This is a genomic window from Pseudomonas sp. UBA6562, assembly GCF_002434265.1.
GTDB lineage: Bacteria > Pseudomonadota > Gammaproteobacteria > Pseudomonadales > Pseudomonadaceae > Aquipseudomonas.
On record NZ_DJJS01000005.1, the window covers coordinates 191,863 to 217,487 of the forward strand.

24 protein-coding genes and 2 pseudogenes are annotated in these 25,625 nt (G+C 66.1%); 16 read left to right on the plus strand and 10 right to left on the minus strand.

The window, feature by feature from the left end:
• Nucleotides 1-128 precede the first annotated feature (128 nt).
• The 3 genes from B4M43_RS07555 (at nt 129) to B4M43_RS07565 (ending at nt 1,592) form a co-directional block, all read left to right on the plus strand.
• Entirely contained in the window at nt 129-407 is a 279-nt protein-coding gene (locus B4M43_RS07555; protein ID WP_296265703.1) for an AbrB/MazE/SpoVT family DNA-binding domain-containing protein, read from the plus strand.
• Entirely contained in the window at nt 404-760 is a 357-nt protein-coding gene (locus B4M43_RS07560) for a type II toxin-antitoxin system ChpB family toxin (protein ID WP_296265705.1), read from the plus strand. Before B4M43_RS07555 ends, B4M43_RS07560 begins: the two co-directional genes overlap by 4 nt.
• 100 nt (nt 761-860) lie before the next feature.
• Nucleotides 861-1,592, plus strand: a complete 732-nt coding sequence (locus B4M43_RS07565; protein ID WP_296265707.1) for an OmpA family protein — start codon at nt 861-863, stop codon at nt 1,590-1,592.
• A gap of 60 nt (nt 1,593-1,652) precedes the next feature.
• On the opposite strand, the gene pta is transcribed toward B4M43_RS07565, so the two are convergent.
• Nucleotides 1,653-3,740, minus strand: a complete 2,088-nt coding sequence (pta, locus tag B4M43_RS07570; protein ID WP_296265709.1) for a phosphate acetyltransferase — start codon at nt 3,738-3,740, stop codon at nt 1,653-1,655.
• Nucleotides 3,741-3,771: 31 nt separating this feature from the next.
• A pseudogene (locus B4M43_RS07575) lies at nt 3,772-4,094 on the minus strand (DUF3565 domain-containing protein).
• Here B4M43_RS07575 and B4M43_RS07580 point away from each other — a divergent pair.
• Entirely contained in the window at nt 4,093-4,578 is a 486-nt protein-coding gene (locus tag B4M43_RS07580; protein ID WP_296265711.1) for an FKBP-type peptidyl-prolyl cis-trans isomerase, read from the plus strand. The pseudogene B4M43_RS07575 and the gene B4M43_RS07580 sit on opposite strands and share 2 nt — an antisense overlap.
• Before the next feature lie 145 nt (nt 4,579-4,723).
• On the plus strand, nt 4,724-5,206 hold the full coding sequence (locus B4M43_RS07585; RefSeq protein ID WP_296265713.1) for a glutathione peroxidase: 483 nt from the start codon (nt 4,724-4,726) through the stop codon (nt 5,204-5,206).
• Between the two features lie 25 nt (nt 5,207-5,231).
• Here B4M43_RS07585 and B4M43_RS07590 read toward each other — a convergent pair whose 3' ends face one another.
• Entirely contained in the window at nt 5,232-6,413 is a 1,182-nt protein-coding gene (locus tag B4M43_RS07590) for a glycosyltransferase family 4 protein (protein WP_296265715.1), read from the minus strand.
• A gap of 257 nt (nt 6,414-6,670) precedes the next feature.
• Here B4M43_RS07590 and B4M43_RS21105 point away from each other — a divergent pair.
• A pseudogene (locus B4M43_RS21105) lies at nt 6,671-7,357 on the plus strand (PAS domain-containing protein); the annotation flags it as partial.
• A 129-nt stretch (nt 7,358-7,486) separates the two neighbouring features.
• Nucleotides 7,487-7,897 carry a methyl-accepting chemotaxis protein gene (locus B4M43_RS21110; RefSeq protein WP_414707822.1) on the plus strand — a complete coding sequence of 137 codons (411 nt, stop codon included), beginning with the start codon at nt 7,487-7,489 and terminating at the stop codon, nt 7,895-7,897.
• 226 nt (nt 7,898-8,123) lie between these two features.
• Here B4M43_RS21110 and B4M43_RS07600 read toward each other — a convergent pair whose 3' ends face one another.
• Entirely contained in the window at nt 8,124-8,339 is a 216-nt protein-coding gene (locus tag B4M43_RS07600; RefSeq protein WP_296265720.1) for a TIGR02450 family Trp-rich protein, read from the minus strand.
• Nucleotides 8,340-8,370: 31 nt separating this feature from the next.
• Complete coding sequence (gene cysZ / locus B4M43_RS07605; protein WP_296265721.1) at nt 8,371-9,135, minus strand: sulfate transporter CysZ; 765 nt, start codon at nt 9,133-9,135, stop codon at nt 8,371-8,373.
• Nucleotides 9,136-9,440: 305 nt separating this feature from the next.
• Between cysZ and trxB the strand changes: the two genes are divergently transcribed.
• Nucleotides 9,441-10,403 carry a thioredoxin-disulfide reductase gene (gene trxB / locus B4M43_RS07610; RefSeq protein WP_296265723.1) on the plus strand — a complete coding sequence of 321 codons (963 nt, stop codon included), beginning with the start codon at nt 9,441-9,443 and terminating at the stop codon, nt 10,401-10,403.
• Between the two features lie 43 nt (nt 10,404-10,446).
• On the opposite strand, the gene nadC is transcribed toward trxB, so the two are convergent.
• Nucleotides 10,447-11,295, minus strand: a complete 849-nt coding sequence (nadC, locus tag B4M43_RS07615) for a carboxylating nicotinate-nucleotide diphosphorylase (protein ID WP_296265724.1) — start codon at nt 11,293-11,295, stop codon at nt 10,447-10,449.
• On the opposite strand from nadC, the gene B4M43_RS07620 reads away from it, so the two are divergent.
• The 4 genes from B4M43_RS07620 (at nt 11,294) to ampE (ending at nt 15,237) form a co-directional block, all read left to right on the plus strand.
• Nucleotides 11,294-11,563, plus strand: coding sequence for a hypothetical protein (locus B4M43_RS07620; RefSeq protein ID WP_296265726.1), 270 nt, complete (start codon nt 11,294-11,296; stop codon nt 11,561-11,563). The two genes, nadC and B4M43_RS07620, sit on opposite strands and share 2 nt — an antisense overlap.
• A 9-nt stretch (nt 11,564-11,572) precedes the next feature.
• Complete coding sequence (locus tag B4M43_RS07625) at nt 11,573-13,753, plus strand: DUF1631 family protein (RefSeq protein ID WP_296265727.1); 2,181 nt, start codon at nt 11,573-11,575, stop codon at nt 13,751-13,753.
• Between the two features lie 90 nt (nt 13,754-13,843).
• Entirely contained in the window at nt 13,844-14,410 is a 567-nt protein-coding gene (gene ampD / locus B4M43_RS07630; RefSeq protein ID WP_296265729.1) for a 1,6-anhydro-N-acetylmuramyl-L-alanine amidase AmpD, read from the plus strand.
• The gene (gene ampE, locus B4M43_RS07635; protein ID WP_296265730.1) at nt 14,407-15,237 is read left to right on the plus strand and encodes a regulatory signaling modulator protein AmpE; all 831 of its coding nucleotides are present in this window, start codon (nt 14,407-14,409) and stop codon (nt 15,235-15,237) included. Before ampD ends, ampE begins: the two co-directional genes overlap by 4 nt.
• Before the next feature lie 18 nt (nt 15,238-15,255).
• On the opposite strand, the gene B4M43_RS07640 is transcribed toward ampE, so the two are convergent.
• Together B4M43_RS07640 and cra are read right to left on the minus strand one after the other, a co-directional pair.
• Nucleotides 15,256-16,038, minus strand: a complete 783-nt coding sequence (locus B4M43_RS07640) for a TatD family hydrolase (protein ID WP_296265732.1) — start codon at nt 16,036-16,038, stop codon at nt 15,256-15,258.
• A 2-nt stretch (nt 16,039-16,040) separates the two neighbouring features.
• Nucleotides 16,041-17,036, minus strand: coding sequence for a catabolite repressor/activator (gene cra, locus B4M43_RS07645; protein ID WP_296265733.1), 996 nt, complete (start codon nt 17,034-17,036; stop codon nt 16,041-16,043).
• A gap of 341 nt (nt 17,037-17,377) precedes the next feature.
• Between cra and ptsP the strand changes: the two genes are divergently transcribed.
• The 3 genes from ptsP to B4M43_RS07660 are packed head-to-tail and all read left to right on the plus strand — an operon-like array spanning nt 17,378 to nt 22,934.
• Nucleotides 17,378-20,242, plus strand: coding sequence for a phosphoenolpyruvate--protein phosphotransferase (gene ptsP / locus B4M43_RS07650; protein ID WP_296265734.1), 2,865 nt, complete (start codon nt 17,378-17,380; stop codon nt 20,240-20,242).
• On the plus strand, nt 20,242-21,189 hold the full coding sequence (pfkB, locus tag B4M43_RS07655; protein ID WP_296265735.1) for a 1-phosphofructokinase: 948 nt from the start codon (nt 20,242-20,244) through the stop codon (nt 21,187-21,189). The genes ptsP and pfkB overlap by 1 nt, the downstream gene beginning before the upstream one ends.
• Nucleotides 21,186-22,934, plus strand: coding sequence for a PTS fructose-like transporter subunit IIB (locus B4M43_RS07660; protein WP_296265736.1), 1,749 nt, complete (start codon nt 21,186-21,188; stop codon nt 22,932-22,934). The genes pfkB and B4M43_RS07660 overlap by 4 nt, the downstream gene beginning before the upstream one ends.
• Nucleotides 22,935-23,005: 71 nt before the next feature.
• Here the strand turns inward: B4M43_RS07660 and B4M43_RS07665 are convergent, their stop codons facing one another.
• Nucleotides 23,006-23,230, minus strand: a complete 225-nt coding sequence (locus tag B4M43_RS07665) for a DUF3820 family protein (RefSeq protein ID WP_296265738.1) — start codon at nt 23,228-23,230, stop codon at nt 23,006-23,008.
• A 194-nt stretch (nt 23,231-23,424) separates the two neighbouring features.
• Between B4M43_RS07665 and B4M43_RS07670 the strand changes: the two genes are divergently transcribed.
• On the plus strand, nt 23,425-23,901 hold the full coding sequence (locus B4M43_RS07670; RefSeq protein ID WP_296265739.1) for a PA2169 family four-helix-bundle protein: 477 nt from the start codon (nt 23,425-23,427) through the stop codon (nt 23,899-23,901).
• Here B4M43_RS07670 and B4M43_RS07675 read toward each other — a convergent pair.
• Nucleotides 23,898-25,397 (minus strand): GGDEF domain-containing protein, encoded by a 1,500-nt coding sequence (locus tag B4M43_RS07675; RefSeq protein ID WP_296265754.1) that lies wholly within the window; start codon nt 25,395-25,397, stop codon nt 23,898-23,900. The genes B4M43_RS07670 and B4M43_RS07675 overlap by 4 nt on opposite strands.
• Between the last annotated feature and the right edge of the window lie 228 nt (nt 25,398-25,625).

Consider the following 25,625-nt stretch of genomic DNA (forward strand, 5'->3'; position numbering starts at 1 on the left):
GGTATTTCCGATTAAGCGGTGGGGTAGGTCCGTAGCTGGCATATGGGGCTTTTTCAGCGCCATTTCGCATGACAATGTAGATACAACGTTTCTACCTGTCACTTGCAATCCAGCGGAGGTTACCTACGATGTATCTACCTTGGGAGATACTCATGCAGATCAAGATTCAACAATGGGGCAACAGCGCTGCCATCCGCTTGCCGGCAACCGTTTTAAAGCAACTTCAGGTAGGCGTGGGCTCCACGTTGCGTCTGGATGCCACTGGAGAATCCATCGTCCTGGAGGTTGTCAGGCCCAAACCGCGCTATACCCTCGAGTCGCTCATGGCGCAATGCGATTTGAGCGCAGCCGAGCCTGAAGATATGGCCGAATGGAACGCCATGCGTCCCGTCGGACGTGAAGTATGAGGCGGGCACGGTTCGAGAGGGGCTATATCGTGCGAATCAACCTCGAGCCCGTGGTTGGTCGTGAGCAACAGGGTATCGCCAGGCCTGCGCTGGTACTGACCCCTGCCGCCTTCAACGCCTCAGGCCTGGCTGTGATCGTGCCTATCTCGCAAGGCAGCAATTTCGCTCGCCATGCCGGTTTCGCCGTGACTTTATGTGGCGCAGGCACGCAAACCCAGGGAGTCGCACTGTGCAATCAACTGCGCACCGTCGACCTCGAGGCTCGCGGCGCAAAGCGGGTCGAGCGGGTTGGCGAAACGGTGATGGAAGAAGCGCTGGCGCGCGTGCAGGCCCTCTTCGACTGGCCGACCTAGGTGCCGCGCAGAGGGAATTTTCCTCCTCCGACACACTCAAACCCCGGTACGGATCGCCTGCCGATCGCTGCATTTTTCATCCTGCCTCAGGAGCTTGCCCATGTTTTCCATGCGTCCCTTGATCGTCCTTGCCACTGCGGCTGCGTTGATGTCCGGCTGTGCCAGCCAGAACCCTTACGAGAACCAGGGCCAGGCACAAGGCTCGGGCGGTGTGAGCAAGACCGCCAAGTACGGTGGCCTGGGTGCCTTGGCCGGTGCCGTGGCAGGCGCTGCCATCGACCATAACCACCGTGGCAAGGGTGCGCTGATCGGCGCAGCCGCCGTGGGCGCCGCCGCTGCCGGTTACGGCTATTACGCCGACCGCCAGGAAAAGGCCCTGCGCGAAAGCATGGCCAACACTGGCGTCGAAGTGCAGCGCGAAGGCGACCAGATCAAGCTGATCATGCCGGGCAACATCACCTTCGCCACCGATTCGGCCAGCATCGCGCCGAGCTTCTATTCGCCGCTGAACAACCTGGCGAACTCGTTCAAACAGTTCAACCAGAACACCATCGAAGTGGTCGGCTTCACCGACAGCACCGGCGCCCGCCAGCACAACATGGACCTGTCCCAACGCCGCGCGCAGTCGGTCGGCACCTACCTGACCTCGCAAGGCGTGGACGCTTCGCGCGTGACCGTGCGCGGTCTCGGCCCGGACCAGCCGGTCGCAAGCAACGCCGACGCCAATGGCCGTGCGCAGAACCGCCGCGTAGAAGTAAACCTCAAGCCGATTCCCGGCCAGGACTATCAGCAACCGGCCCAGCAGCAAGGCCAGGTGCAGCAATACCCTTGATGCGCTGAACCCCTGACGCCAGCGGGGCAGTTCGGGAGACCGACTGCCCCGCTGTGCGTTTCAGAGCGCTTGGCTGGCCTGGATCGCGGTCAGGGCGATGGTGTGCACGATATCGTCGACCTGCGCGCCGCGCGGCAGGTCGTTCACCGGTTTGCGCAGCCCTTGCAGCATCGGGCCCAGGCTGACGCCGTCGGCGCTGCGCTGCACGGCCTTGTGGGTGGTGTTGCCGGTGTTCAGGTCGGGGAACACGAACACCGTGGCGCGGCCGGCTACGGCGCTGTCCGGCGCCAGTTGGCGGGCGACGTCCGGGTTGGCGGCCGCGTCGTACTGCAGCGGGCCGTCGATCAACAGGCCCGGTACCGCGCTCTGCGCCAGGCGCGTGGCCTCGCGCACCTTGCCCACTTCCTCGTCGCTGGCCGAATCGCTGGAATAGCTGATCATCGCCACCCGCGGTGCGATGCCGAACGAATCTGCCGACGCCGCGCTCTGCCGGGCGATTTCCGCGAGTTCCTCGGCGCTGGGGTGGGGGTTCATCACGCAATCGCCGTAGACCAGCACCTGATCGGGGAACAGCATGAAGAACACCGAGGACACCAGGCTGCACCCCGGGGCGGTCTTGATCAGTTGCAGCGCCGGGCGGATGGTGTTGGCCGTGGAGTGCACCAGGCCCGAAACCAGCCCATCGACCTCGCCCAGGGCCAGCATCACCGTGGCCAGCACCACCGGGTCCTCGAGCTGCTGTTCGGCCATCGGTGCGTTGAGGTTCTTGCTCTTGCGCAGGGCCACCATCGGCTCTACATAGCGGCTGCGGATCGACTCGGGATCGAGGATTTCCAGGTCGGCCGGCAGGTCGATGCCTTGCGCGCGGGCTACGGCCTGGACGTCTTCGGGGCGCGCCAGCAACACGCAGCGGGCGATGCCGCGCGCCTGGCACAAGGCCGCCGCCTGTACCAGCAAGGGCTCGGCGCCTTCGGGCAGGACGATGCGCTTGTTGGCCTGTTGCGCACGCTGGATCAGTTGATAGCGGAACACCGCCGGCGACAGGCGCAGCTCGCGGGGCGTGCCGCAGCGCTGGTGTAGCCAGGCGGCGTCCAGGTGGCTGGCGACGAAATCGGTGATGACTTCGGCGCGCTCGCGGTCGTCGATGGGGATCTCGCGGTTCAGCGAATTGAGCCGGGTCGCGGTGTCGTAGGAACCGGTGCTCACCGACAGGATCGGCAGACCCGCCTGCAAGGCGCCGCGGCACAGCTCGAGAATGCGTGCGTCGGGCTTGCTGTCGCTGGTCAGCAGCAGCCCGGCCAGGGGCACGCCGTTGATCGCGGCCAGGCTCACGGCCAGGATGATGTCGTCGCGGTCGCCCGGCGTCACCACCAGGGTGCCGGGCTTGAGCAGCGGCACGGTGTTGGCCACGGTGCGCGCGCAGATGATGATGGTGTTCATGCGCCGCTGTTCGTAGTCGCCGGCGTTGAGCACCTGGGCGCCGAGCAGGTCGGCCACGTCGCGCGTGCGCGGCGCGTTCAGCTCGGCCTGGAAGGGGATGCAGCCGAGCAGACGGAAATCGCCGCTGCGCAACAGCGGCGAGTGCTCGCGCAGGCGGCGGGCGAAGTCGGCCATGGGTTCGTCGGAACGCACCTTGTTGAGGATCACCCCCAGCACCTTCGGGTCGCGCGGGCCGCCGAACAGCTGCGCCTGCAACTCTACCCGTCCGGACAGCTCGCTGAGCACCTCGTTTTCCGGTGCCGACACCAGGATCACCTCGGCGTCCAGGCTCTTGGCCAGGTGCTGGTTGACCCGTGCCGCGTAGCTGGCGTGCCGGGTGGGCACCATGCCCTCGACCACCACCACGTCCTTGCCGACACAGGCTTGCTGGTACAGGCGCACGATGGCTTCGAGCAACTCGTCGAGCTGGCCGTCGCCGAGCATGCGCTCGACCTGCGCCAGGCTCAGGGGCGTGGGCGGTTGGATGCCATGGGTGCGCGCCACCAGCTCGGTGGAGCGCTCGGGGCCGGTGTCGCCGGGGTGCGGCTGGGCCACCGGTTTGAAGAAGCCGACCTTGAGCCCGGCGCGTTCCAGGGTGCGCACCAGGCCCAGGCTGATCGAAGTCAGACCGACGGCGAAATCGGTCGGTGCGATGAAAAATGTCTGCATGTGTGCGTCTCGGCTATAGGCGGGCACAGAATCAATCGGCAAGGGTAGCGCTATCGACCCCCTGGGCGCACCAACCGCAGGCGAAGGGCTGACCGATGCGCCGTTGCCGCGCTTGCGGGTCTAGCACCCAAGGGCGCGATTGCCAAGGCGGTTGATGGCGCAGGTGCTGGGTATGGCCACAGGACAGCTGCACGACCCAGTGCCCCTCCTGATCGAGGTGCCAACCGGTAATCCGACCGCTCGGTCGTCCATGGCTACCGTTGGGTCGTGCCGGAGCCATGGCCGGTTCGCAATCGGGCGATGCGTTGGTTACACTTCCAGGTTCTACATTCTTTTGCAAAGGTCTCGCCCCATGCTGATCGCCGCCAACAAGGCTGTCTCTATCGAATATACCCTGACCAACGAAGCTGGTGAGGTCATCGACAGCTCCGCCGGCGGTGCGCCGTTGGTGTACCTGCACGGTGCTTCGAACATCATCCCGGGCCTGGAAAAGCAGCTCGAAGGCAAGCAGGCCGGCGACGAACTGAACGTCACCGTCGAGCCCGAAGAAGCCTACGGCGAATACTCGGCCGAACTGGTCAGCACCCTCAACCGTAGCCTGTTCGAAGGCGTCGACGAGCTGGAAGTGGGCATGCAGTTCCACGCTTCGGCGCCGGACGGCCAGATGCAGATCGTCACCATCCGCGACGTCGACGGCGACGACGTGACCGTCGACGGCAACCATCCACTGGCCGGCCAACGTCTGAACTTCCAGGTCAAGGTCGTCGACGTGCGCGATGCTTCCGAAGAAGAAGTCGCCCACGGCCATGTGCACGGCGAAGGTGGTCATCACCACTGATCGTTCTGCGCTAAGCTCAGAACGTCGCCAGGCGCTCGGCCAAGCCGGACATTCCCACGGGAAGTCGACCGGCTTGGCCCGGCGCCTTTTTGCTGGGCCCGGTTTGCCCGCAGCGCAATGCGTGAAGCCATCTAGGGAGAGATTCATGAGTGCATTTCATCAGGTTAAGCTGCAGGCGCTGCAAGGCGGCGAACTGTCGCTCGCGCCGCTCAAGGGCCAGGTGGTGCTGGTGGTCAACGTGGCCTCCAAATGCGGCCTGACGCCGCAATATGCCGCTCTGGAGCAATTGCAGCAGCGTTATCGGGCCCAGGGCTTCAGCGTGCTCGGCCTGCCGTGCAACCAGTTCGCCGGCCAGGAACCGGGCAGCGAACAGGACATCCAGACCTTCTGCGACACGCAATACGGCGTGAGCTTCCCGCTGTCGGCCAAACTCGAGGTCAATGGCCCGCAGCGGCATGCGCTGTATCGCTTGCTGGCCGGGGAGGGCGCCGAGTTTCCTGGCGACATCAGCTGGAATTTCGAGAAATTCCTGGTGGGTAAGGACGGTCGCGTGCTGGCGCGCTTTTCGCCACGCACTGCGCCGGACGATCCGACGGTGGTGCAGGCGATCGAGAAAGCGCTGGCCTGAGCGTTGCGGCGTCAGTGCTCGTCCATCATGGATAGGCCTGGTCCAGCGCCCCTTGTGCGTCATGCGCCAGACACGCCCGCGCCAGGTATTGCTCGAACCGTTCAACGACCCCCGGCCAGCCCTGCCGCAGGGCATGATGCCGGGCGTTGAGGCGCACGCGCCGCACCCTCTCGTGGTCTTCGGACAACCAGCACGCCGCCTCGATGAAACCGGCGCTGTCGCCAGGCATGGCCACTGCGCCGTTGTGTCCATGTTGAACGTGCTGGGCTGCGGCGGCCTGATCGAACGCCACCACCGCCAGGCCTGAGGCCATGGCTTCGAGCACCACGCTGGCGAAGGTGTCGATCAGGCTGGGAAACAGCAAAAGGTCGCTACTGGCGTAATGCTCGGCCAGTGCCTCGCCCCGCTGCGCACCGCAAAATACGGCGTCGGGCCAGCGCTGTGCGAGCACGTCGCGTTGCGGACCCTGGCCGACCAGAATCAAGCGTAGACGCCGCTGCGGGTCGGTACGCTGCAAAGCCGCCAAACAGGGTTCGAGCAGGTCCAGGTTGTTTTCCGCCGCCAGTCGGCCCACGTGCAGAACGGCAACGTCTTCGGGCCCCAGCCCCCAACGTTCGCGCAGCGACGGGCTGCGCCGCGTTGGGCTGAACAAGTGGGCGTCGACGCCATGCACCAGCAGCTCCGCCCGCTCGAAACCTCGGCGTTGCAGATCCAGGCGCTGACTGACGCTGGGCACCAGGGTGAGCGCGGTGCGGCGGTGGAAACCGCGTAGGTAGCAGGTCAGCGCACGGGTCAGCAAACCCAAGCCGTATTGCCTGGCGCATGGCGCGAAATCCATATGAAAGCCACTGACCACCGCAATGCCCAGACGCCGCGCCGCACGCAGCGCGCTCAAGCCGAGCGGGCCTTGGGTGGCGATGTACAGGACATCGGGCCGTTGCTGGCGCCAACGTCGCCAGAGCGTATGCATCGACACCTGGCCCCATTGCAGACCCGGATAGCCGGGTAAGGGCAAGCCTGCCACCAGCAGCAGATCGGCCCCATCCTGGCTGGACGCATCGCCGGCTTGGCGCGGCCGAACGATTTCCACACGGTGCCCGCGCTGGCGCAGCCCCTCGTTCAGATGGGCCAGGGTTCTGGCTACGCCGTTGATTTCGGGTGCGAAGGTTTCGCTGACCAAGGCGATGTGCATGGGCGGTGTATTCATGCAAAAAAGTGTCCGCCCAGCCCGTTGCCATTGCGTGACAGACAAGTGGCAGATACTTGAACGGCAGGGCGTGACGGGCTGAAGAATATTTCATCGAGCCCCCCTCAAGAACCGCGCAGCGCCAGCCGATGGAGAGGCATCGAATGACAGGTGCTCGGGTGAGTGTGATGTTCAACAAGAAATTGAAGCAGGAAATGCAGCAACTGCGTGAAGACCTGCTTTCGGTCGAGCAGGTTAAGGACAGCCTCGACAGTGAAATGCTGGTCATCCAGCTCGACCCGGAAGGTCGTATCCAACACGTCAACGAAAACTTCGCCCGGGAAATGCGCTACAAACCCGAGCAGTTATTGGGCCGCGCCCTCGAAGATTTCGTCCCCGCCCATGTGCGCTCGCTGGACTTCTACCAGCGCATGCACAAGGCCCTGACACGCGGCGAGCACCTGCACGGCGCCTTCCGCTTGCTGCGCGGCGACGGCGATGAGGCCTGGTTGCGCTCGATCCTGCAACCGGTGCGTGGCAGCGATGGCCGCCTCAAGTATTTCAGCCTGCACTCCAGCGACCTCACCCGCACCATCAAGACTTCGCGCGAGCACGAAAGCCTGATCAAGGCGCTGATGCGCTCCACGGCGGTGATCGAGTTCACCCTCGACGGCGAAGTGCTGACCGCCAACGACCGCTTCCTGCAATCGCTGGGCTATCGCCTCGAGCAGGTGCGCGGCCGCCACCACCGCATGTTCTGCGAACCGCAGGAAGTCAACTCGCCCGATTACCAGGCCTTCTGGGACAAGCTGCGCCGCGGCGAGTACATCGCCGACCGCTTCAAGCGTGTCGATGCCCACGGCAATACGGTATGGCTGGAAGCCTCGTACAACCCGATCTTCGATGCCCACGACGTGCTCTACAAAGTGGTCAAGTTCGCCACCGTGATCACCGATCAGGTCAACCGCGAGCAGGCCGTGGCGCAGGCCGCCGACATCGCCTACTCGACCTCGCTCGACACCGACGCCAGTGCCAACAAGGCCACCGGTGTGATGAGCCAGAGCGTCGAGGTGATGCGCGGGCTGGAGGCGTCGATGCAGCGCGCCGCCGAGAGCATTCAGGCGTTGGACAAACAGTCGAAGGTGATCGGCGCGATCATCAAGACCATCAGCGACATCGCCAGCCAGACCAACCTGCTGGCCCTCAACGCCGCCATCGAGGCAGCCCGCGCCGGTGAGCAGGGGCGTGGCTTCGCCGTGGTGGCCGACGAGGTGCGCCAACTCGCCTCGCGCACCAGCAGCGCCACCGAAGAAATCGCCCGCGTGGTGCAGCAGAACGAACAGCTCGCGCAAGCGGCCGTGGACATCATCGACACCAGCAAGCGCCAGGCCGAACAGGGCCTGAGCCTGGCCGACGAAACCGGGCGGGTGATCGACGAGATTCAGGATGGGGCGAAAAAGGTGGTGGATGCGGTTGGGCAGTTCTCCAACCAGCTCAATGGCTGATGCCACGCCACTGCATCGAGCCTTGGGCGCCTGGAGGCGGTCGGGGCCGTTCCTGAAAAACCTTGGCGTTATCTGTCCCGCAACCGCCTGACGGATCGATGCGGGCGTCGGAACACGCGGGTCGCAAAGGCCTCTCGGGCATCACGGCCCATACCTGGCGAGCCTACGGATAGGCGCCCCAGTGCTTGGCTGGGCGTCTGCAAGGCCGCTTCAGCCAACCCTCCGACTATCGCCAGCCCATCGCCCACACCTCGGCATCGCGCAGCACCCGCCAGTCCAGCCACTCGCTGCGCCCGCTGTGCACGGCCTGCAGTTCGACGCGCAACAGGACGCCGGCTTCGTCATGCTCCAGATCGGTCACCAGAAAATGCTTTTCACGGTTCACCGGCTGCGTAGCGGTCCATTTCGACAGTTTGAGTTTGGCGGGGCTGAAGCGATTCATGGCAAGCTCCTATGGGCGGTTTGAAATAGGTTCAAGCTCGATCATCGGGCTGTTTCGCCACCCGGCCATCGCCCTTTTCCCGCACCCAGAACAACGTGGCGCCAGCGACGGCCGCCGGCATCATCAGGATGTTCACGCCCGGAATCAGCAGCGCCAGGTACGTCACCCCACCAAAACTCATCGACTGCCAGCGCTTGCTGCGCAGCCAGGCGAGCATGTCCTGCCAGCTCATCTTGTTGTTGTCGGCCGGGTAGTCGATGTACTGGATGGCCATCATCCACACGCCGAACACCAGCCACAGCGGCGCGGCGACGACGTTGACCACCGGGATCAACGACAGGACGAACAACCCCAGCGCCCGCGGAAGGAAATAGCCCAGCTTGCGCATTTCGCGGGAAAAGGTGCGCGGCACCATGGCCGCCAACTCGCCCCAGCTGAAGGGCGGGAAATGGTCTTCGCCACGGGCCACCACCTCGACCTTCTCCGCCAGGAAACCGTTGAACGGCGCGGCCACGATGTTGGCCACCAGGGTGAAGCTGAAGAACACCATCAGCACCACCAAGGCCACGAACAGCGGCCAGAGGATGTATGACAGAAAGCTCAGCCATTGCGGCAGGCTGGGCATCAGGGCATCGACCCACAGGTCGAACTGGTGGTAGGCGAAATACACCAGGCCGCCGAACAGCAGCAGGTTGATGGTCAACGGCAGCAGCACGAACAGCCGCAGGCCGGGGCTCAACACCAGCTTCAAACCTTCGCGCAGGTACTGCGGGCCGGACAGAACAGGGGCGGGCATGGACAGCTCCAGAAAGGTCGGGGAAACCGCGCAGACCTTACCGAGTTTGCCAGGTATGGGGAAGGCACGCGGCAGCGCCTGAAGGTATCGACAGTTGTCCGACGTGCTTTTGGCGCCCGTGGCGGTGCATAGCGCTTGCCTATGGAGTGGATTGTCTAAGGATATTTCCTTACTCTCTGCCACCTCGCTACAGTCTGCCCACAGCTTTCTGCGGCCCGTGCGGCCCGACATCGCACAGGCCCTTCAATTCCAGCCTGCCCACCCGGCGCCCAACGCCGGCCCTGGCAGACCTACAGGAGTTCGACATGTCCGAAGTTCGTCATTCGCGGGTCATCATTCTCGGTTCCGGCCCTGCGGGCTACAGCGCGGCGGTATACGCGGCCCGTGCCAACCTCAAGCCGCTGCTGATCACCGGCATGCAGGCCGGTGGCCAGTTGACCACCACCACCGAAGTCGACAACTGGCCGGGCGACCCCCATGGCCTGACCGGCCCGGCCCTGATGCAGCGCATGCAGGAACACGCCGAGCGTTTCGAGACCGAAATCGTCTTCGACCACATCAACGCCGTGGACCTGGCCAGCAAACCGCACACCCTGACCGGTGACAACGGCACCTACACCTGCGACGCGCTGATCGTCGCCACCGGCGCCAGCGCCCGCTACCTGGGCCTGCCATCGGAAGAGGCGTTCATGGGCAAGGGCGTTTCGGCCTGCGCCACCTGCGACGGCTTCTTCTACCGCAACAAGCCGGTGGCCGTGGTCGGTGGCGGCAACACCGCCGTGGAAGAGGCGCTGTACCTGGCCAACATCGCCAGCAAGGTGACCCTGATCCACCGCCGCGACACCTTCCGCGCCGAGAAGATCCTGATCGACAAGCTCAACGCCCGTGTGGCCGAAGGCAAGATCGAGCTCAAGCTCAACGCCAACCTCGACGAAGTGCTGGGCGACGCCATGGGCGTGACCGGTGCGCGGTTGAAGAACAACGATGGCAGTTTCGACGAGATCACCGTCGACGGCGTGTTCATCGCCATCGGCCACACCCCCAACACTTCGCTGTTCGAAGGCCAGCTGACCCTCAAGGACGGCTACCTGGTGGTCAACGGCGGCCGCGAAGGCAATGCCACCGCCACCAACGTCGAAGGCGTGTTCGCAGCAGGCGACGTGGCCGACCACGTCTACCGCCAGGCGATCACCTCGGCCGGTGCCGGCTGCATGGCGGCGTTGGACGTCGAGCGCTACCTGGACGGCTTGGCCGAAGCCTCGTTCTGATCGCTGTGTGGCAGCAGGTGGCCGGAGCGCCGGCCGCCTGCGGCTACAGGCTCAAGCGCATCGACAGGTCGACGGCTTTGACATCCTTGGTAAGGGCGCCGATCGAGATATAGTCCACGCCGGTCTCGGCGATCACCCGCAAGGTCTGCTCGTTCACGCCGCCGCTGGCTTCAAGCTTGGCCTTGCCGGCGTTCAGGCGCACCGCTTCGCGCATCTCGTCCAGGCTCAGCTCGTCGAGCATGACGATATCCGCCCCGGCCTCCAGCGCCTGGCGCAGCTCTTCCAGACTTTCCACTTCGATCTCCACCGGCTTGCCCGGCGCGATGCGCTGCGCGGCCTGCACGGCCTCGGCCACGCCCCCACAGGCGGCGATGTGGTTTTCCTTGATCAGAAAAGCGTCGTACAGGCCGATGCGGTGGTTGTGGCAGCCGCCGCAGGTCACCGCGTACTTCTGCGCCAGACGCAACCCCGGCAGGGTCTTGCGCGTGTCGAGCAGGCGCACGCCCGTGCCTTCGACCAAGCCTGCCAGCGCCTGGGCACGGGTGGCCACGCCCGACAACAGTTGCAGGAAATTCAACGCCGCCCGCTCGCCGCTGAGCAGCGAGCGGGCCGGGCCTTCGAGGTGGAACAGCGCCTGATCGGCGGCGGCATGCTGGCCGTCGACCACCTGCCAGTGCACCGCCACGCGCGGGTCGAGCTGGCGAAACACCGCATCGACCCAGGCCGTGCCGGCGACCACGCAGGCCTCACGGGTGATGATGGTGGCTTTGGCCAGGCGTTCGGCGGGGATCAACTGGGCGGTGATGTCACCGTTGCCGATGTCTTCGAGCAGCGCCCGGCGCACGTTGGCTTCGATTTCGGCGGTCAGGTCGGCGAGGCGTAGGTTCGGCATGGTCGGCTCCACAGGCAAAGTGCCGGCGATTATAGGGCAGGGCAGCCGCCTGTACACCCGTCAGACCAAGGTGGCCCGCACCTTCTCGTGCTCCTATACTCGCGCCGCCGCCGTTGTGACGCTGCGCACATCTTTCGGCCCTTTGGCGACCTTTGATCGGTTTGCTGGAGACCGGGGAACATCTGCCGGTCATCAGTATCGAACCCCGCAGCGATCGTTCCGCCATGAATGCGACTTCTCCGGCTTCACGCACCTCGTCAAGGATTGACCCTTTCTCATGAACAGCAAGGAGCTCGACATGCGGCACGAAGGCAATGTGATCCCACTGGCCTCGGCCCTCGACCGCCGCACGGCGTTGCTCGCGCCCGGCCTGCCCGTGTTGCTGCTACGGGTGCGTGATCGCGCTGCCGTGCACTTGAGCAAGGATGTGCAGACCTTGTTCGATGCGGCCGAGGAAGTCTTGCTCGAGCAGGTCGACAGAACGCGCGACACGTCCGAGCAACGGCGTTCCCAGCAGGCCGTGCGCAACGTTCGTCTCAAGCGCAAGCATGTCGAATTCGAGCTGCTCGATGCGTTCCACCAGGCCTTCGCAGGGCTGGCGCAAAGTACGGGCAAAGCCCTTTTCGACAGTGACCTGGTGCGTGCGCCGCAACCCCGTCTGACGCGTACCGACAATGCGCAGACCCTGGCCATGATCGCACGGGCACATACCCGCGAAGGCGCTGTGCTCGAGCAACTGAACGCCCGCTTCGAAGCGCTGCTGGAAACGCCGCTGAGGTCGACACGCGGCAACCCTGTGAGCCCGGCTTGCCTGTGTCGGTACTTTGCCCAGGCCTGTGGCGAGTTGCGTGCGGACGAAGCGACTACCGCCGTGTTGTTCGACCTGTTCGACCAGCACGTGCTGGGTCGGCTGGGCGCGCTTTACAGCGAAGCCAATCAGCTGCTGGCGAGCGCAGGCGTGCTGCCAATGCTGACGCCTATGGCTGCCGCGCCCGGTGCGCGGCGCCCGTCGCGGGCCGGTGCTCCCATGCTGGCGGCCGGGCAGGGGCAGGCGATCGCTTTGCAGGCGGCAGGCCAGGCGTTCTTCGCCTCCATGCAAAGTTCGTTGGCACCGCTGCGCGGGCAGCTCACCCCACGGCTGCGTGCGACCGGCGCCATCGCGGTCACCGCACAGGACCTGGCCCGCATGCTGTCGCATTTGCAGCGCCATACCGGCGTTGCGGCCGGCGCCGGTGCCTTCGACCTCGGCGAAGAATTGCAGCACCTGCTGCTCAAGATCAGCGCGCGTAGCGGCACACGGCGCTGCTTAGGCCAGGCCGAAGAGGACACCATCAATCTGCTGGGGCGCGTATTCGCCGCGTTCGAGCAGGAATCGAGTCTGCATCCGCGCATGCGCGCTTTGCTCGCACGGCTGCACCTGCCGCTGCTCAAAGTGGCGGTGCTCGACAAAAGCCTGCTGACCCGCGCCAGCCATCCGGCACGGCGCCTGTTCAACGAGTTGGCCAGCACCGCCATCGGTTGCCGGGGCGAGGCCGACAGCCTCTACTTGCGCCTGGAAAACGTGGTGCAACGCGTGCTCGACGACGTCGTCGAAGACAGTTCGGCTTTCAAGAGCCAATTGGATACCTTCCTCACCGCCAGCCTGGAAGAGCGTCGTCGTAACGACCTGCTCGAACAGCGCGCCCGTGACGCGGAAGAGGGCCACTTGCGCATGCAGCGGGCGCGGCACGATGTCGAAGCCGCGCTCGACCGGCGCCTGCGTGGCAAACGCTTGCCACTGAGCGTGTTGCGCTTGGTGCGGGATGCCTGGAGCCAGGTGCTGTTGATGGCCTGGCTCAAGCACGGCATACAGTCCGCAGCCTGGAAGGGGGCGCTGCTGACCGTCGAACAATTGCTCGCAAGCATCGCCCCGCATACCCGTGCCGAGGCGCGCGTCCGTCTATTGGCAGGTCTGCCGGCGCTGCTCAAGGCGCTGCGCGAGGGCCTGGGCAGCATCGCCCTCGATTCGTCGACCAGTCGTGAATTCTTCTGCGAACTGCAGCGCCTGCATGTGCAGGCCTGCACGCAGGCAGGCGGCAAGACCACCGCACCGGACCCGAGCTGGATAAAGGTCACCGAGCCGATTCGCCTGCCAGGTGCCGAACCGTTGCCGGCACTCAAGGAGGCCGATGACGTGCCGCCTTGCGCCTTCAAGATGCTCGAGCGCCTGCGCATCGGCACGTGGGTCGAGGTGCGCGAAGCTGACAGCGTATTGCGTTGCCGGCTGCTGGCACGTGTGGAAGGTAGCGACCGTTACGTGTTCGCCAACCATGAGGGGGTGAAGCTGCGCGAATGGCACCGGGTGGCCCTGGCGCGGGCCGTGCACCATGGCGAGGTACGCCTGCTCAACGGCGGCCGCGCTTTCGACCGCGCCCTGCGCAAGGCGCTCGACCAACTGGGCTCGGGCCAGGTGCGCTGACTGCTCCAAAACCCGGTCATCGTTCATTCACAGGCCGGGTAACGCAGCGCATACTGAGCGCCCCCAAGACGCTTCACAGGATCGGTTTCCATGCACCTGGACCCTGCCACTGGCTGGTTCCGCGACGTGACGCACTGCCCGTCGCCCAACTGCAATGCGCGCCCGCCCGGCCAAGCGCCGTCCTTATTGGTCATCCACAACATCAGCCTGCCGCCGGCGTGCTTCGGCACGGGCAAGGTGCAGGCGTTCTTCCAGAACCGTCTCGACCCGGACGAACACCCGTATTTCCAGGGTATCCAGCACCTGACCGTGTCGGCGCATCTGTTCGTCGAACGCGATGGGGCCGTGACGCAGTTCGTGTCTTTGCTCGAACGCGCCTGGCATGCCGGGGTGTCGAGTTTCGAAGGCCGCGAAGGCTGTAACGATTTTTCCATCGGGATCGAATTGGAAGGGACCGACACGCTGCCCTACACCGATGCGCAGTACCAGGTGCTCGAACACCTGACCCGACAGATACGCGAGGCCTGGCCTTCGATCGACGGCGCGCGCATCTGCGGACACAGCGACATCGCTCCGCAGCGCAAGACCGATCCAGGCCCGGCCTTCGACTGGCCGCGCTACCGCGCGGCCTTGGCCATTGACGAGGACGACGCATGAGTTTTCTGGTGTTGGTGCTGGTGGTATGGATCGAGAAGTTTTCGGCCCTGCGCCACCGCGTGCAACGCGACACGTTCTTTCGCGGCGAGCTGGTGCGCCTGGAGCGCAGCGGCAAGCTCCACCCCTGGTCGAGCCTGGCGTTTCTGGTGCTGGCGCCGGTGGCCTTGCTGGTGGTGGTGTTGCATGTGCTGGAGCCGGTGGCCTACGGCTTGCTGGTACTGCCGGTGCACCTGCTGGTGCTGCTCTACAGCTTGGGACGGGGCGATGCCAAGGCGGCGCTCGGTCCATTGCGCGATGCCTGGCGCCGCGGCGACGAACAGGCCGCGCTGCATGTCGCCGAACGCGATCTGGGCCTGCATGCCGAGGGGGCCGACGACTTGCTCGGGCAGGTACAGCACTATCTGGCGTGGCAGGTCTATCAAGGCTTCTTCGCCGTGATCTTCTGGTATTGCCTATTGGGCCCTGCGGCGGCCTTGGCCTACCGTCTGCTGGCGTTGAGCACTGCGCATAGCCGGCATGCCGCGCTGCAGGCGCGCGCCGAGCGGCTGCGCCACCTCATGGACTGGTTGCCGGTGCGGGTGTTGGGGGTGAGCTTCGCCCTGGTCGGCCACTTCGTCGCCGTGGGCCGGACGATGCTGCCGGAATTGCTCGACGTGCACCGACGTGCCTCTGCGCTGGTGGCCGACTGGGCTTTGGCGGCGACCGACGCGCCCGCGCAGGATGCGCCCGAGCAGGGCCAGGCGCGCCTGAACGGGCTGTGGGCGTTGCTGCTGCGCAGCGCCACACTGTGGTACGTCGTCTTCGCCTTGTGGACGATCCTGCGCTAGCGCCAGGTTCGCGGCGGCTCAGGCGGTCCAGCCGAACAACGTGCAGGCATTGGCGGTGGTGGCCTCGGCCAGCCGCTGCGGTGCCACGCCGATGATCTGCGCCAGCGTTTGGGCGATGCTGGGCAGGTGCGCAGGGCTGTTGCGCTGGCCGGGGAACATGGCGGGCGCCATGTCCGGCGCGTCGGTCTCCAGCACCAGGCTTTCCAACGGCAGGCGCGGCAGCACCTTGCGCAGGCGCAACGCCTGCGGCCAGGTCGCCGCACCGCCCAGGCCCAGTAGAAAACCGAGCTTGATGTACTCGCGGGCCTGCTCATAGCTGCCTGCAAACGCATGAATGATGCCGCCACGCGGCAGCTTATAGCGTTTCAGAGTGGCGATGACCTCGGCGTGGCTGCGGCGCACGTGTAGCAGCGCCGGCAGTTGGCAATCCTTGGCCAGTTGCAGTTGCGCTTCGAACCAGCCCTGCTGCCGTTGGCGATCCAGCTCGGGCAGGTAGAAGTCCAGACCGAATTCGCCGACCGCGCACAGGCGCGGGTCGCCACGCAAGCGGTCGAGCCAGTCGTGCAGCTGTTGCAGATGCTCGGCGCGGTGCGCCTCCAGGTACACCGGGTGTAGACCGAATGCCGCATGCAGGCCGGGGTAGGCGCAGACCGTGTCCCATACCCGCTGCCAGTTGGCCTGCTCCACCCCCAGCACCACCGAGCGCTCAACTCCGGCGGCCCGTGCCTGGCCAAGCAAGGGCGCGCGGTCGGCGTCGAAGTCGGGGAAATCCAGATGGGTGTGGGTATCGATCAGGCGCATGCTCAGGCCAGGTGCAGGCGTTGCTTGAAAGTACGCGCCACCGCGTGCACGCCGGGTTGGTACTGCTTGCTTTCGATGGCGGCCACGGCCAGGTCCAGGGCGGTGGCGGCGATCAGGCCGTGCTGCTGGGCCATGGCGTTGACCGGCAGCGGCAGGAAGTCGAGCAGCTGATTGTCGCCGAAAGTGCCCAGCTGCAGGGCACGGACGCCCGGCGTCTGGCCGTGCAGGGCGTCGAACACCCCTTGCAGCAGCACGTAAGAGGTGGTCACCAGGGCATCGGGCAGGCCGCCCAGTTCCTCGATCAGCTGGGCCATCAGGCGCTGGCCGCAAGCACGGCTGAACGTCTCGCCCTGATAGCGGCGCACCTCGCCCGAATGCTGGCCCACGGCGGCGTCGAAGCCGGCCAGACGCGCCTGGCTGACCGACAGCTCCGGGCGTGCGCCGATCAGGGCGATGCGCTGCGGGGCGTCGCGCAGCAGGCTTTGGGTCAGCAGCAAGCTGGCGTGGTGGTCGTCGCTGACCACCGAGCAGAACTGCGCCGGGTCCAGGCTGCGGTCGATGCCGATCACCGGCAGGCCCTTGGCTTGGACTTCGCGGTAGCTGTGGTCGTCGGCCGGCAGGCAACTGGCGACGAACAACGCGTCGCAGCGCCGTGCGCGGAACAGCTGTTGCAGCTGCCGTTCGCTGTCGGGCTGGTCGTCGCTGCTGGCGATCAGCAATTGGTAGCCGCGAGCACGGGCGCCGGCTTCCAGTTGCTTGGCGATGCGCGCGTAGCTGGGGTTTTCCAGGTCCGGCAGGATGAAGCCCAGGGTGCGGGTATGCCGGCTGCGCAGGCCGGCGGCCTGGGGGTTGGGCATGAAGCCATGGGCCTCGACCACGGCGCGCACGCGCTCCACGGTGGCGCTGCTGATGCGCTGCTGCTCGGCCTTGCCATTGATGACGTAGCTGGCGGTCGTCACTGACACACCGGCCAGACGGGCGATATCGCTGAGTTTCACCGAATGTTCCTTGTTATGACCTGGAAAGGACCGCGTGGCCTCTTGCAGTAGTTTTACCCACACATCCAAGGCTGCGCAGACGACCTATGTCGCAATTGTCCGACAAGCTGGGGCTGTTTAGTCGCAAGATTATCGAGTAACGTGGCCGCCGAATCAGATTAAACGTTTCAGCCATGGAATACTGCCCTCTTTCCTTCCACGCTGGAACCACGTCGCGATGCAAACGAGCGGTCTGTGAACCATTCTGGTGAGCAGGCGCTGCGCCTGTATCGGTCGCAGCCCAACGTCAGCATCCACAACAATACCTCGGGCTCCGAAGCGAGCCGGAAAAGGAGTAGGTCATGCTCGAGCTCGCCAAAGAGCAGATAGCGATGGGCCAGGTAGCGGCCGACAAGGCCCAGGCATTGCGCCTTCTGGCGGACCGGCTGGTCGCCGACGGCCTGGTCGCCGAAGGCTACCTCGAAGGGCTGCAAGCCCGCGAAGCACAAGGCTCGACCTTCCTCGGCCAAGGCATCGCCATTCCCCACGGCACCCCACAGACCCGCGACCTGGTGTTCAGCACCGGCGTGCGCCTGTTGCAGTTCCCCGAAGGCGTCGACTGGGGCGACGGCCAGCGCGTGTACCTGGCCATCGGCATCGCCGCGCGTTCGGACGAGCACTTGCGCCTGCTGCAACTGCTGACCCGCGCCCTGGGCGAAACCGACCTGGCCGAAGCCCTGCGCCGCGCCAGTTCCGCCGAAGCCCTGCTCAAGCTGCTGCAAGGCGCGCCCAAAGAACTCGCCCTGGACGCGCAACTGGTCAACCTGGGCCTGGCGGCCGACGATTTCGACGAGCTGAGCTGGCGCGGCGCGCGCCTGCTGCAAAAGGCCGGTTGCGTCGAGCCCGGCTTCGCCGCAGCTTTGCAACAGGCCGAACCGCTGCCGCTGGGCGAAGGCCTGTGGTGGTTGAACAGCGACCGTCAGGTGCTGCAACCGGGCCTGGCCTTCATCACTCCGCAGCAACCCTTGCGCTACCGCGACCAGCCGCTCAACGGCCTGTTCTGCCTGGCCAGCCTGGGCGCCGCGCACCAGGCCCTGCTCGAACGACTGTGCGAAGTGCTGATCGAAGGCCGTGGCCAGAGCCTCTATCAGGCCACCGACAGCCGCACCGTGCTGCAAGTGCTGGGCGGCGAAGTGCTGCCCGACTGGCCCAGCGTGCGCATCGTCCTGGCCAACGCCCACGGCCTGCACGCGCGTCCGGCCAAGGTGCTGGCGCAATTGGCGAAAAGCTTCGACGGCGACATCCGCCTGCGCGTGGTGGATACCGGCGAAGCCGCCGTATCGGCCAAGAGCCTGAGCCGGCTGCTCAGCCTCGGTGCCCGTCGTGGGCAGACGTTGGAGCTGCTGGCCGAGCCGCAGATCGCCGGCGATGCCTTGCCGGCCCTGCTCGATGCCATCACCCAAGGCCTGGGCGAAACCGTCGAGCCGCTCGACCAGACCCTCGCCACACAGCCGCCAGCCGTAGCTGCCCCGGCCGCAGCGCCCGTGCAGGCGCCCCAGGCCGGCAGCCAGATCCAAGGCGTGGCCGCATCGCCGGGCATCGCCACCGGGCCTGCCCACGTCTGCGTCGAGCGTGCCCTCGACTACCCGCTGCGCGGCATCTCGCCCGCGCATGAGCGCCAACGCCTGGTGGAAGCCCAGGCGGTGGTCGATGCCGAGTTGCAGGCACTGATCGCGCGCAGCGAATCGACCATCGGCGACATCTTCATCACCCACCAGGAAATGCTCGCCGACCCGGCTTTGGGCGAAGAGGTCGAGCTGCGCCTGGCACAGGGCGAAAGCGCCGAAGCGGCGTGGATGGCGGTGATCGATGCCGCCGCGCGCCAGCAGGAGGCGCTGCACGATGCCTTGCTCGCCGAGCGCGCCGCCGATCTGCGCGATGTCGGTCGGCGTGTGCTGGGCCAACTGTGCGGCGTGCAGGATGCGCGTGAACCGCAGCAGCCCTATGTGCTGGTGATGGCCGAAGTCGGCCCGTCCGACGTCGCCCGTCTGGACCCGGCGCGCGTGGCCGGCATCGTCACCGCCTACGGCGGCGCGACCGCGCACAGCGCCATCGTCGCCCGTGCCCTGGGCATCCCGGCAGTGGTCGGCGCGGGCGCGTCGATCCTGTTGCTCGAATCGGGCACGCCGCTGCTGCTCGACGGCCAGCGTGGCCGCGTCAGCGTGGCGCCGCCCGAAACCGAAGTGCAGCGCGCCCTGGCCGAACGCGACCAGCGCGAGCAGCGTTTGCAGGCGGCCTGGGCCGAGCGCCATCGGCCGGCCGTGACCCGTGACGGCCACGCCATGGAAGTGTTCGCCAACATCGGCGAGAGCGCCGGCATCGACAAGGTGCTGGAGCAGGGCGCCGAAGGCATCGGCCTGCTGCGCACCGAACTGGTGTTCATGGGCCATTCCCAGGCGCCGGACGTGGCCACCCAGGAAGCCGAATACCGCCGTGTGCTCGACGGCCTGGGCGGGCGCCCGCTGGTGGTGCGCACGCTGGACGTGGGCGGCGACAAGCCGTTGCCCTACTGGCCGATCGAAGCGGAAGAAAACCCTTTCCTCGGTGTGCGCGGCGTGCGCTTGACCCTGCAACGCCCGCAGATCATGGAAGACCAGTTGCGCGCCTTGTTGCGCGCCGCCGACAACCGCCCGTTGCGGATCATGTTCCCCATGGTCGGACAGATGCACGAGTGGCGTGAAGCCAAGGCCATGGTCGAGCGCCTGCGCGTGGAGATTCCGGTGGCCGACCTGCAGGTCGGCATCATGGTCGAGGTGCCCTCGGCGGCGCTGTTGGCGCCACAACTGGCCCGCGAGGTGGACTTCTTCAGCGTCGGCACCAACGACCTGACCCAGTACGCCCTGGCCATCGACCGCGGCCACCCGAGCCTGTCGGCCCAGGCCGACGGTCTGCACCCGGCGGTGCTGCAACTGATCGACATGACCGTGCGCGCCGCCCATGCCCATGGCAAATGGGTCGGCGTCTGCGGCGAGCTGGCTGCCGACGCCCAGGCCGTGGCGATCCTGCTGGGCCTTGAGGTGGACGAACTGAGCGTGGCCGCACGCAGCATCGCCGAGGTCAAGGCGTTGGTGCGCGAGACCGATTTCCAGGCGGCGCGCGCGTTGGCGCAGGCCGCCTTGCAACAAGACAGCGCCGCCTCCGTGCGCGCGCTGGTGGAGCGTAGCTGATGGCCAAGATCCTCACCCTGACCCTCAACCCGGCGCTGGACCTCACCGTCAGCCTCGAGCGCCTGCGCCCGGGGGCGGTCAACCGCGCCCACAGCCAACACAGCCATGCCGCCGGCAAGGGCCTGAACGTGGCGCAGGTGCTGGCCGACCTGGGCCACGACCTCACCGTCGGCGGCTTCCTCGGGCGCGACAACCTGCAGCCGTTCGAAGCGCTGATCGAGCGCCGCGGCTTCAGCGATTGTTTCGTGCGCGTCGATGGCGAAACCCGCAGCAACCTCAAGCTGGTCGAGGGCGACGGCCAGGTGACCGACATCAACGGACAAGGCCCGCAGGTGGACGCCGCCGCGCAGGCGGCCTTGCTGCAACATCTGCAAAAGATCGCCCCCGGCTTCGACGCCGTAGTGGTCGCCGGCAGCCTGCCGCGCGGCATCGACCTGGCCTGGTTCGAGCGATTGCTGCGCCAGCTGGTCGGTCAAGGGCTCAAGGTCGTGCTCGACACCAGCGGCGAAGCCCTGCGTGTGGGCCTGGGCTGCTCGCCCTGGCTGGTCAAGCCCAACGTCGAGGAGCTGGGCGACGTGCTCGGCCAGGCGTTGCCCGACCGCGCAGCGCAACAGGCCGCCGCTGAGCGGCTGCTGGACGCAGGCGTGGAGCACGTGGTGCTGTCCAATGGCGAGCACGGCCTGAGCTGGTTCAGCGCTGCGCGCACCCTGCATGCGCTGCCGCCGCCGGTGAAAGTGGCCAGTACCGTAGGCGCCGGCGATTCGCTGGTAGCCGGCATGCTGCATGGGCTGTTGCAGGGCGAAGCCCCCGAGCAGAGCCTGCGCCGGGCCACGGCCATCGCCGCCCAGGCCGTGACCCAGGTCGGCTTCGGCATCGACGACCACGCGCAACTGGCCCGCCTGGAAGCGGCCGTGCAGATACAAGAACAACAGGAGAGTGGCCAATGAACCTTGCCATCGTCACCGCCTGCCCGAACGGGCAGGTGTCCAGCGTGCTCAGCGCACGCCTGCTCACCGCCGAGGCGCAGCGCCGCGGCTGGAGCACCAGCGTCGAGGTGGCCGACGCCGAACACCCCGAACAACGCCTGAGCGCCGAGCAGATCGCCGCCGCCGACTGGGTGCTGGTGATCGCCACCGGCCCCTTGGAACTGTCGCGTTTCGTCGGCAAGCGCGTGTTCCAGAGCACGCCCGCGCAAGCCCTGGCCGACCGCGAGCGGTTCCTCGACGAGGCCGCCGCCAGTGCCCAGGTGCTGACGGCCTCCGACATCGCAGAGCCTGCTGCAAGCGCTAGCGCCTCGGCTACCACCCAGCCGCGGCTGGTCGCCGTCACCGCCTGCCCGACGGGCGTGGCGCACACCTTCATGGCCGCCGAAGCCTTGCAACAGGCGGCGGCGCAGAAGGGCTGGCAACTGACCGTGGAAACCCAGGGCTCGGTGGGCGCGCGCAATCCCTTGTCGGCCGAGGCCATCGCCGAGGCCGACGTGGTGCTGCTGGCCGCCGACATCGAAGTGCCCACTGCGCGTTTCGCCGGCAAGCGCATCTACCGCTGCGGCACGGGCATCGCCCTCAAGCAGGCGGCCGTGACGTTGGACAAGGCATTGGCCGAGGGCAAGGTCGAGAGCGCGGGCGATGCTGGCGCAGCCCCGGCCAAAGCGGAAAAGGCTGGTGTCTACAAGCACCTGCTGACCGGGGTGTCGTTCATGCTGCCGATGGTGGTAGCCGGTGGCCTGTTGATCGCACTGTCGTTCGTGTTCGGCATCAACGCCCATGAAGTGCCGGGCAGCTTGCCGGCCGCGCTGATGCAGATCGGCGGCGAGGCGGCGTTCAAGCTGATGGTGCCGCTGCTGGCGGGCTACATCGCCTGGTCCATCGCCGACCGCCCGGGCCTGGCGCCCGGCATGATCGGTGGCCTGTTGGCCAGCACCCTGGGCGCGGGTTTCATCGGCGGCATCGCCGCAGGCTTTCTCGCCGGCTACAGCGCCAAGGCCATTGCCCGCTGGGTACGCTTGCCCAGCAGCCTGGAAGCGCTCAAGCCGATCCTGATCATTCCGCTGCTGGCCAGCCTGTTCACGGGCCTGGTGATGATCTATGTGGTCGGCCAGCCGGTGGCGGCGATGCTCGCGGGCCTGACCCAGTTCCTCGACAGCATGGGCACCACCAATGCCATCCTCCTGGGCGTGTTGCTGGGCGGGATGATGTGCGTCGACCTCGGTGGGCCCATCAACAAGGCGTCCTACGCCTTCTCGGTCGGCCTGCTGGCCTCGTCGAGCTATGCGCCCATGGCGGCGACCATGGCTGCCGGCATGGTGCCGCCGATCGGTCTTGGCATCGCCACCTTCATCGCCCGGCGCAAGTTCGCTCAGAGCGAGCGTGAGGCCGGCAAGGCAGCTTTCGTATTGGGGTTGTGCTTCATCTCCGAGGGTGCGATTCCCTTCGCCGCCAAGGACCCGCTACGGGTGATCCCGGCCAGCATCGCCGGCGGTGCGCTGACCGGCGCGCTGTCGATGTACTTCGGCTGCAAGCTGATGGCGCCCCACGGCGGACTGTTCGTGATGCTCATTCCCAATGCGATCAACCACGCGGCGCTGTATTTGCTGGCGATCGTGGCGGGCAGCTTGGTCACGGCGGTGGTGTACGCCCTGATCAAGCGGGGCGAGCCGGTGGAATTGGCGGTGGCGGCACCGCCGCGTTGAACGCGGTGCCCGCTTTTGGCGGGCGTTGGCAAGGTTGACCGACAGGGGCGCTAAGGCGCCCCTGTCGCGTTTCAGCGGCGGGGTTGGGCCGTGCGCAACGGCTTGAGCAGGTCGATCAGGCCGTTGTGGTCGATCTCGTGCATCAGCGCCAGCAGGCCGCCCAGCTCGCCAGGCGGAAAGCCTTTGCGGGCGAACCAGGCCAGATAGTCGCCCGGCAGGTCGGCGAGCAGACGGCCTTGGTACTTGCCGAAGGGCATGCTGCGGGTCACCAGCAGCTTCAGGGTGTCGGGATTCATGCGGGCCACCGGATACGAATGAGTCGCGACCCTACTGCAAACTGCACGACCGGCCAAGGCCAATCATGCAGAACGCGACGCATGGCATTCTGCCTTTATCTTTTAAGTTATTGATTAATAAGTAATTAATTTTTAGCCAAACCTGGCACGAAGGCTGCTCCTATCTATTCACTAACCATCAAGGAGTTTGAGTCATGAGCGATACCAACAAAGATGTGATCGATGTCCTCAACGACCTGATCGAATACAGCAAGGACGGCGAGAAAGGCTTCAGAAAGTCGGCCGAAGACGTGAAAAGCGTCCGCCTGAAAGAATTCCTCACCGCCCGTGCCGCAGGTTGCGCTCAGGCCGTGACCGAACTGCAAGCCGAAGTCAGCCATCTGGGTGGCAAGCCAGAAGACTCCACCAGCTTCACCGGCGACCTGCACCGTGCTTGGATCGACCTCAAGACCACGTTCACCAGCCACGATGACGAAGCTGTGATGAACGAAACCGAGCGTGGCCAGGATTACGCGCTGAAAGCCTACCGCGAAGCCCGCGAGAAGCTGACCAAACTCAACGTCCCAGCCGCCGCCAACAGCCTGGTGCTGGTCGAGAAGCAGCTGCAAGGCGTACAGAAAAACCATGACGAAGTGAAGGCACTGCGCGACCAAGTCCGCGCCCAGTCTTAAGACTGCGCTTCCTCCACCCGGTTGCGGCCATTGGCCTTGGCCCGGTAGAGCGCATCGTCAGCCAAACCCAGTATGGTCGAAAGATCGTGCTGGGTTTTTTGTGTGCGCACGGCAACACCGATGCTGACGGTGATTCCCACACTCCCGTCACCGAATGCCGGCAGCGCTTCGACCGCCGCCCTGATCCGTTCGGCGATCGACCAGGCGCCTGAAGCGTCCGTTTCCGGTAGCACCAGCTGGAACTCCTCCCCACCGTAACGCGCCGCGAGGTCGGCCGGGCGCCGGATGCATCGGCGCAGCGCCAGCGCTACCTCGCGCAGGGCATGATCGCCGCCGGCATGGCCGTGGCGCTGGTTGAACGCTTTGAAGTGGTCGATATCCACCATCAACACGGCCAGCGGCTTGCCGCTGCGCTGGGCGCGCGACCATTCGAGCTTGAGGACTTCGTCGAGACGACGGCGGTTGGGCAAGCCGGTGAGGCTGTCGGTGGCCGCCAGTTCGGCGAGGTTCTGTTCGGCGCGTTGACGGCGGCTCAGTTCCCGGCCCAGCAAGACGCTCAGCCAGAGAATACCCACACACAGCACGCCGGTCGCAGCCCCCACCAGCCAGGCGGTACGCCGCCAGGAATGAAGGACTTCGTCGGCCGAATGCACCACCAACACGATCAGCGGCAGGTTCGCCACTTTGGCGAAGGTGTAGATGCGCTGGGCGCCGCCACGGGCTACCGAGGCAGCGGTGAAGCTGCCGGTCTGTTCGGTCAGGATGCGTTGGAAATTCGCCCGTTTCAGGTAGTTGCCGCCCACGTGCGGATCGGAGTCGCGCACCGGTTGGCGCGCCAGCAGCTGACCGTCGGTGCTGAGCAGGTTGACACTGCTTTCCTTGCCAATGTCCAGGCGTTGGAACAAGGCGTCGAAATAGGCCAGCGGCAGGGCGCCTACCGTGACGCCGAGAAAGGCGCCATTCGAAGAGGAAATGCGCCGGCTGAAGGCGAGGCACCAACCCAGCTCGTCGAGTTGGCGCCGCGACGGCGGGGTGAGCATCAGGCCCAGGCCCGGATGCGCACGGTGTGCCTGGAATGCCGCGGTGTTGGCGAAGTCGGCCTGCAGCGGGACCTTGCCGGACGACTGGCCCTGCACCTTGCCCTGCGCGTCCAGCCACAGCAGCTCGCCTTGCCCGGGCGTGGCGACGGCCTGACGGAACAGGATCTGCTGGCGCAGTTCGGGCGCCAGGCCCGACAGCTGCGGATGCCGCACGCCCCACATGACCCCGCGCAGGGATTGGTCGTACAGCTCGACGTTGCGCAGCACATCGTTTTCGATCAATTGCACGATGTTGTTCGACGCCCGCACCGCCGACCGCTCGACGCTGTCGCGTTCGCGCAGCAGCAGGTAGCCGACGATCGAGACGATGGCGAACACGGCCAGGCAACTGCCCAGGGTCAGGGCCTGGACGGGGCGGGATTTGAACAGCGCAAGCAGCGGCGCAGGCGTGGGCACGTCGAGCTCCCTGAGCAAGAACGTCATGAACGGGGGGCGCCATTCTAGGCAGCGGCCCCACCTGCCTCAAGCCCGTATCCATGGCTTTTCTCGGCTGGGCGGGCTTTGCAGGGGCCGGCTGCCTGCGCCTGTAGCCGGTCTGCGCCAGGCGGTCAGGCTATTGGATGCTATCGGTGTGCCATGTTTGAACGCACTGAGGTGGGAGGCAGGCGCACGTCGAGCGATGCA

Excerpts from the sequence above, each read along its gene's own strand:
- B4M43_RS07555 (WP_296265703.1), top strand. The coding sequence starts at position 129 with ATGTATCTACCTTGGGAGATACTCATGCAGATCAAGATTCAACAATGG.
- B4M43_RS07560 (WP_296265705.1), top strand. The coding sequence starts at position 404 with ATGAGGCGGGCACGGTTCGAGAGGGGCTATATCGTGCGAATCAACCTC.
- B4M43_RS07565 (WP_296265707.1), top strand. The coding sequence starts at position 861 with ATGTTTTCCATGCGTCCCTTGATCGTCCTTGCCACTGCGGCTGCGTTG.
- pta (WP_296265709.1), bottom strand. The coding sequence starts at position 3,740 with ATGCAGACATTTTTCATCGCACCGACCGATTTCGCCGTCGGTCTGACT.
- B4M43_RS07580 (WP_296265711.1), top strand. The coding sequence starts at position 4,093 with ATGCTGATCGCCGCCAACAAGGCTGTCTCTATCGAATATACCCTGACC.
- B4M43_RS07585 (WP_296265713.1), top strand. The coding sequence starts at position 4,724 with ATGAGTGCATTTCATCAGGTTAAGCTGCAGGCGCTGCAAGGCGGCGAA.
- B4M43_RS07590 (WP_296265715.1), bottom strand. The coding sequence starts at position 6,413 with ATGAATACACCGCCCATGCACATCGCCTTGGTCAGCGAAACCTTCGCA.
- B4M43_RS21110 (WP_414707822.1), top strand. The coding sequence starts at position 7,487 with ATGCAGCGCGCCGCCGAGAGCATTCAGGCGTTGGACAAACAGTCGAAG.
- B4M43_RS07600 (WP_296265720.1), bottom strand. The coding sequence starts at position 8,339 with ATGAATCGCTTCAGCCCCGCCAAACTCAAACTGTCGAAATGGACCGCT.
- cysZ (WP_296265721.1), bottom strand. The coding sequence starts at position 9,135 with ATGCCCGCCCCTGTTCTGTCCGGCCCGCAGTACCTGCGCGAAGGTTTG.
- trxB (WP_296265723.1), top strand. The coding sequence starts at position 9,441 with ATGTCCGAAGTTCGTCATTCGCGGGTCATCATTCTCGGTTCCGGCCCT.
- B4M43_RS07620 (WP_296265726.1), top strand. The coding sequence starts at position 11,294 with ATGGTCGGCTCCACAGGCAAAGTGCCGGCGATTATAGGGCAGGGCAGC.
- nadC (WP_296265724.1), bottom strand. The coding sequence starts at position 11,295 with ATGCCGAACCTACGCCTCGCCGACCTGACCGCCGAAATCGAAGCCAAC.
- B4M43_RS07625 (WP_296265727.1), top strand. The coding sequence starts at position 11,573 with ATGAACAGCAAGGAGCTCGACATGCGGCACGAAGGCAATGTGATCCCA.
- ampD (WP_296265729.1), top strand. The coding sequence starts at position 13,844 with ATGCACCTGGACCCTGCCACTGGCTGGTTCCGCGACGTGACGCACTGC.
- ampE (WP_296265730.1), top strand. The coding sequence starts at position 14,407 with ATGAGTTTTCTGGTGTTGGTGCTGGTGGTATGGATCGAGAAGTTTTCG.
- B4M43_RS07640 (WP_296265732.1), bottom strand. The coding sequence starts at position 16,038 with ATGCGCCTGATCGATACCCACACCCATCTGGATTTCCCCGACTTCGAC.
- ptsP (WP_296265734.1), top strand. The coding sequence starts at position 17,378 with ATGCTCGAGCTCGCCAAAGAGCAGATAGCGATGGGCCAGGTAGCGGCC.
- pfkB (WP_296265735.1), top strand. The coding sequence starts at position 20,242 with ATGGCCAAGATCCTCACCCTGACCCTCAACCCGGCGCTGGACCTCACC.
- B4M43_RS07660 (WP_296265736.1), top strand. The coding sequence starts at position 21,186 with ATGAACCTTGCCATCGTCACCGCCTGCCCGAACGGGCAGGTGTCCAGC.
- B4M43_RS07665 (WP_296265738.1), bottom strand. The coding sequence starts at position 23,230 with ATGAATCCCGACACCCTGAAGCTGCTGGTGACCCGCAGCATGCCCTTC.
- B4M43_RS07670 (WP_296265739.1), top strand. The coding sequence starts at position 23,425 with ATGAGCGATACCAACAAAGATGTGATCGATGTCCTCAACGACCTGATC.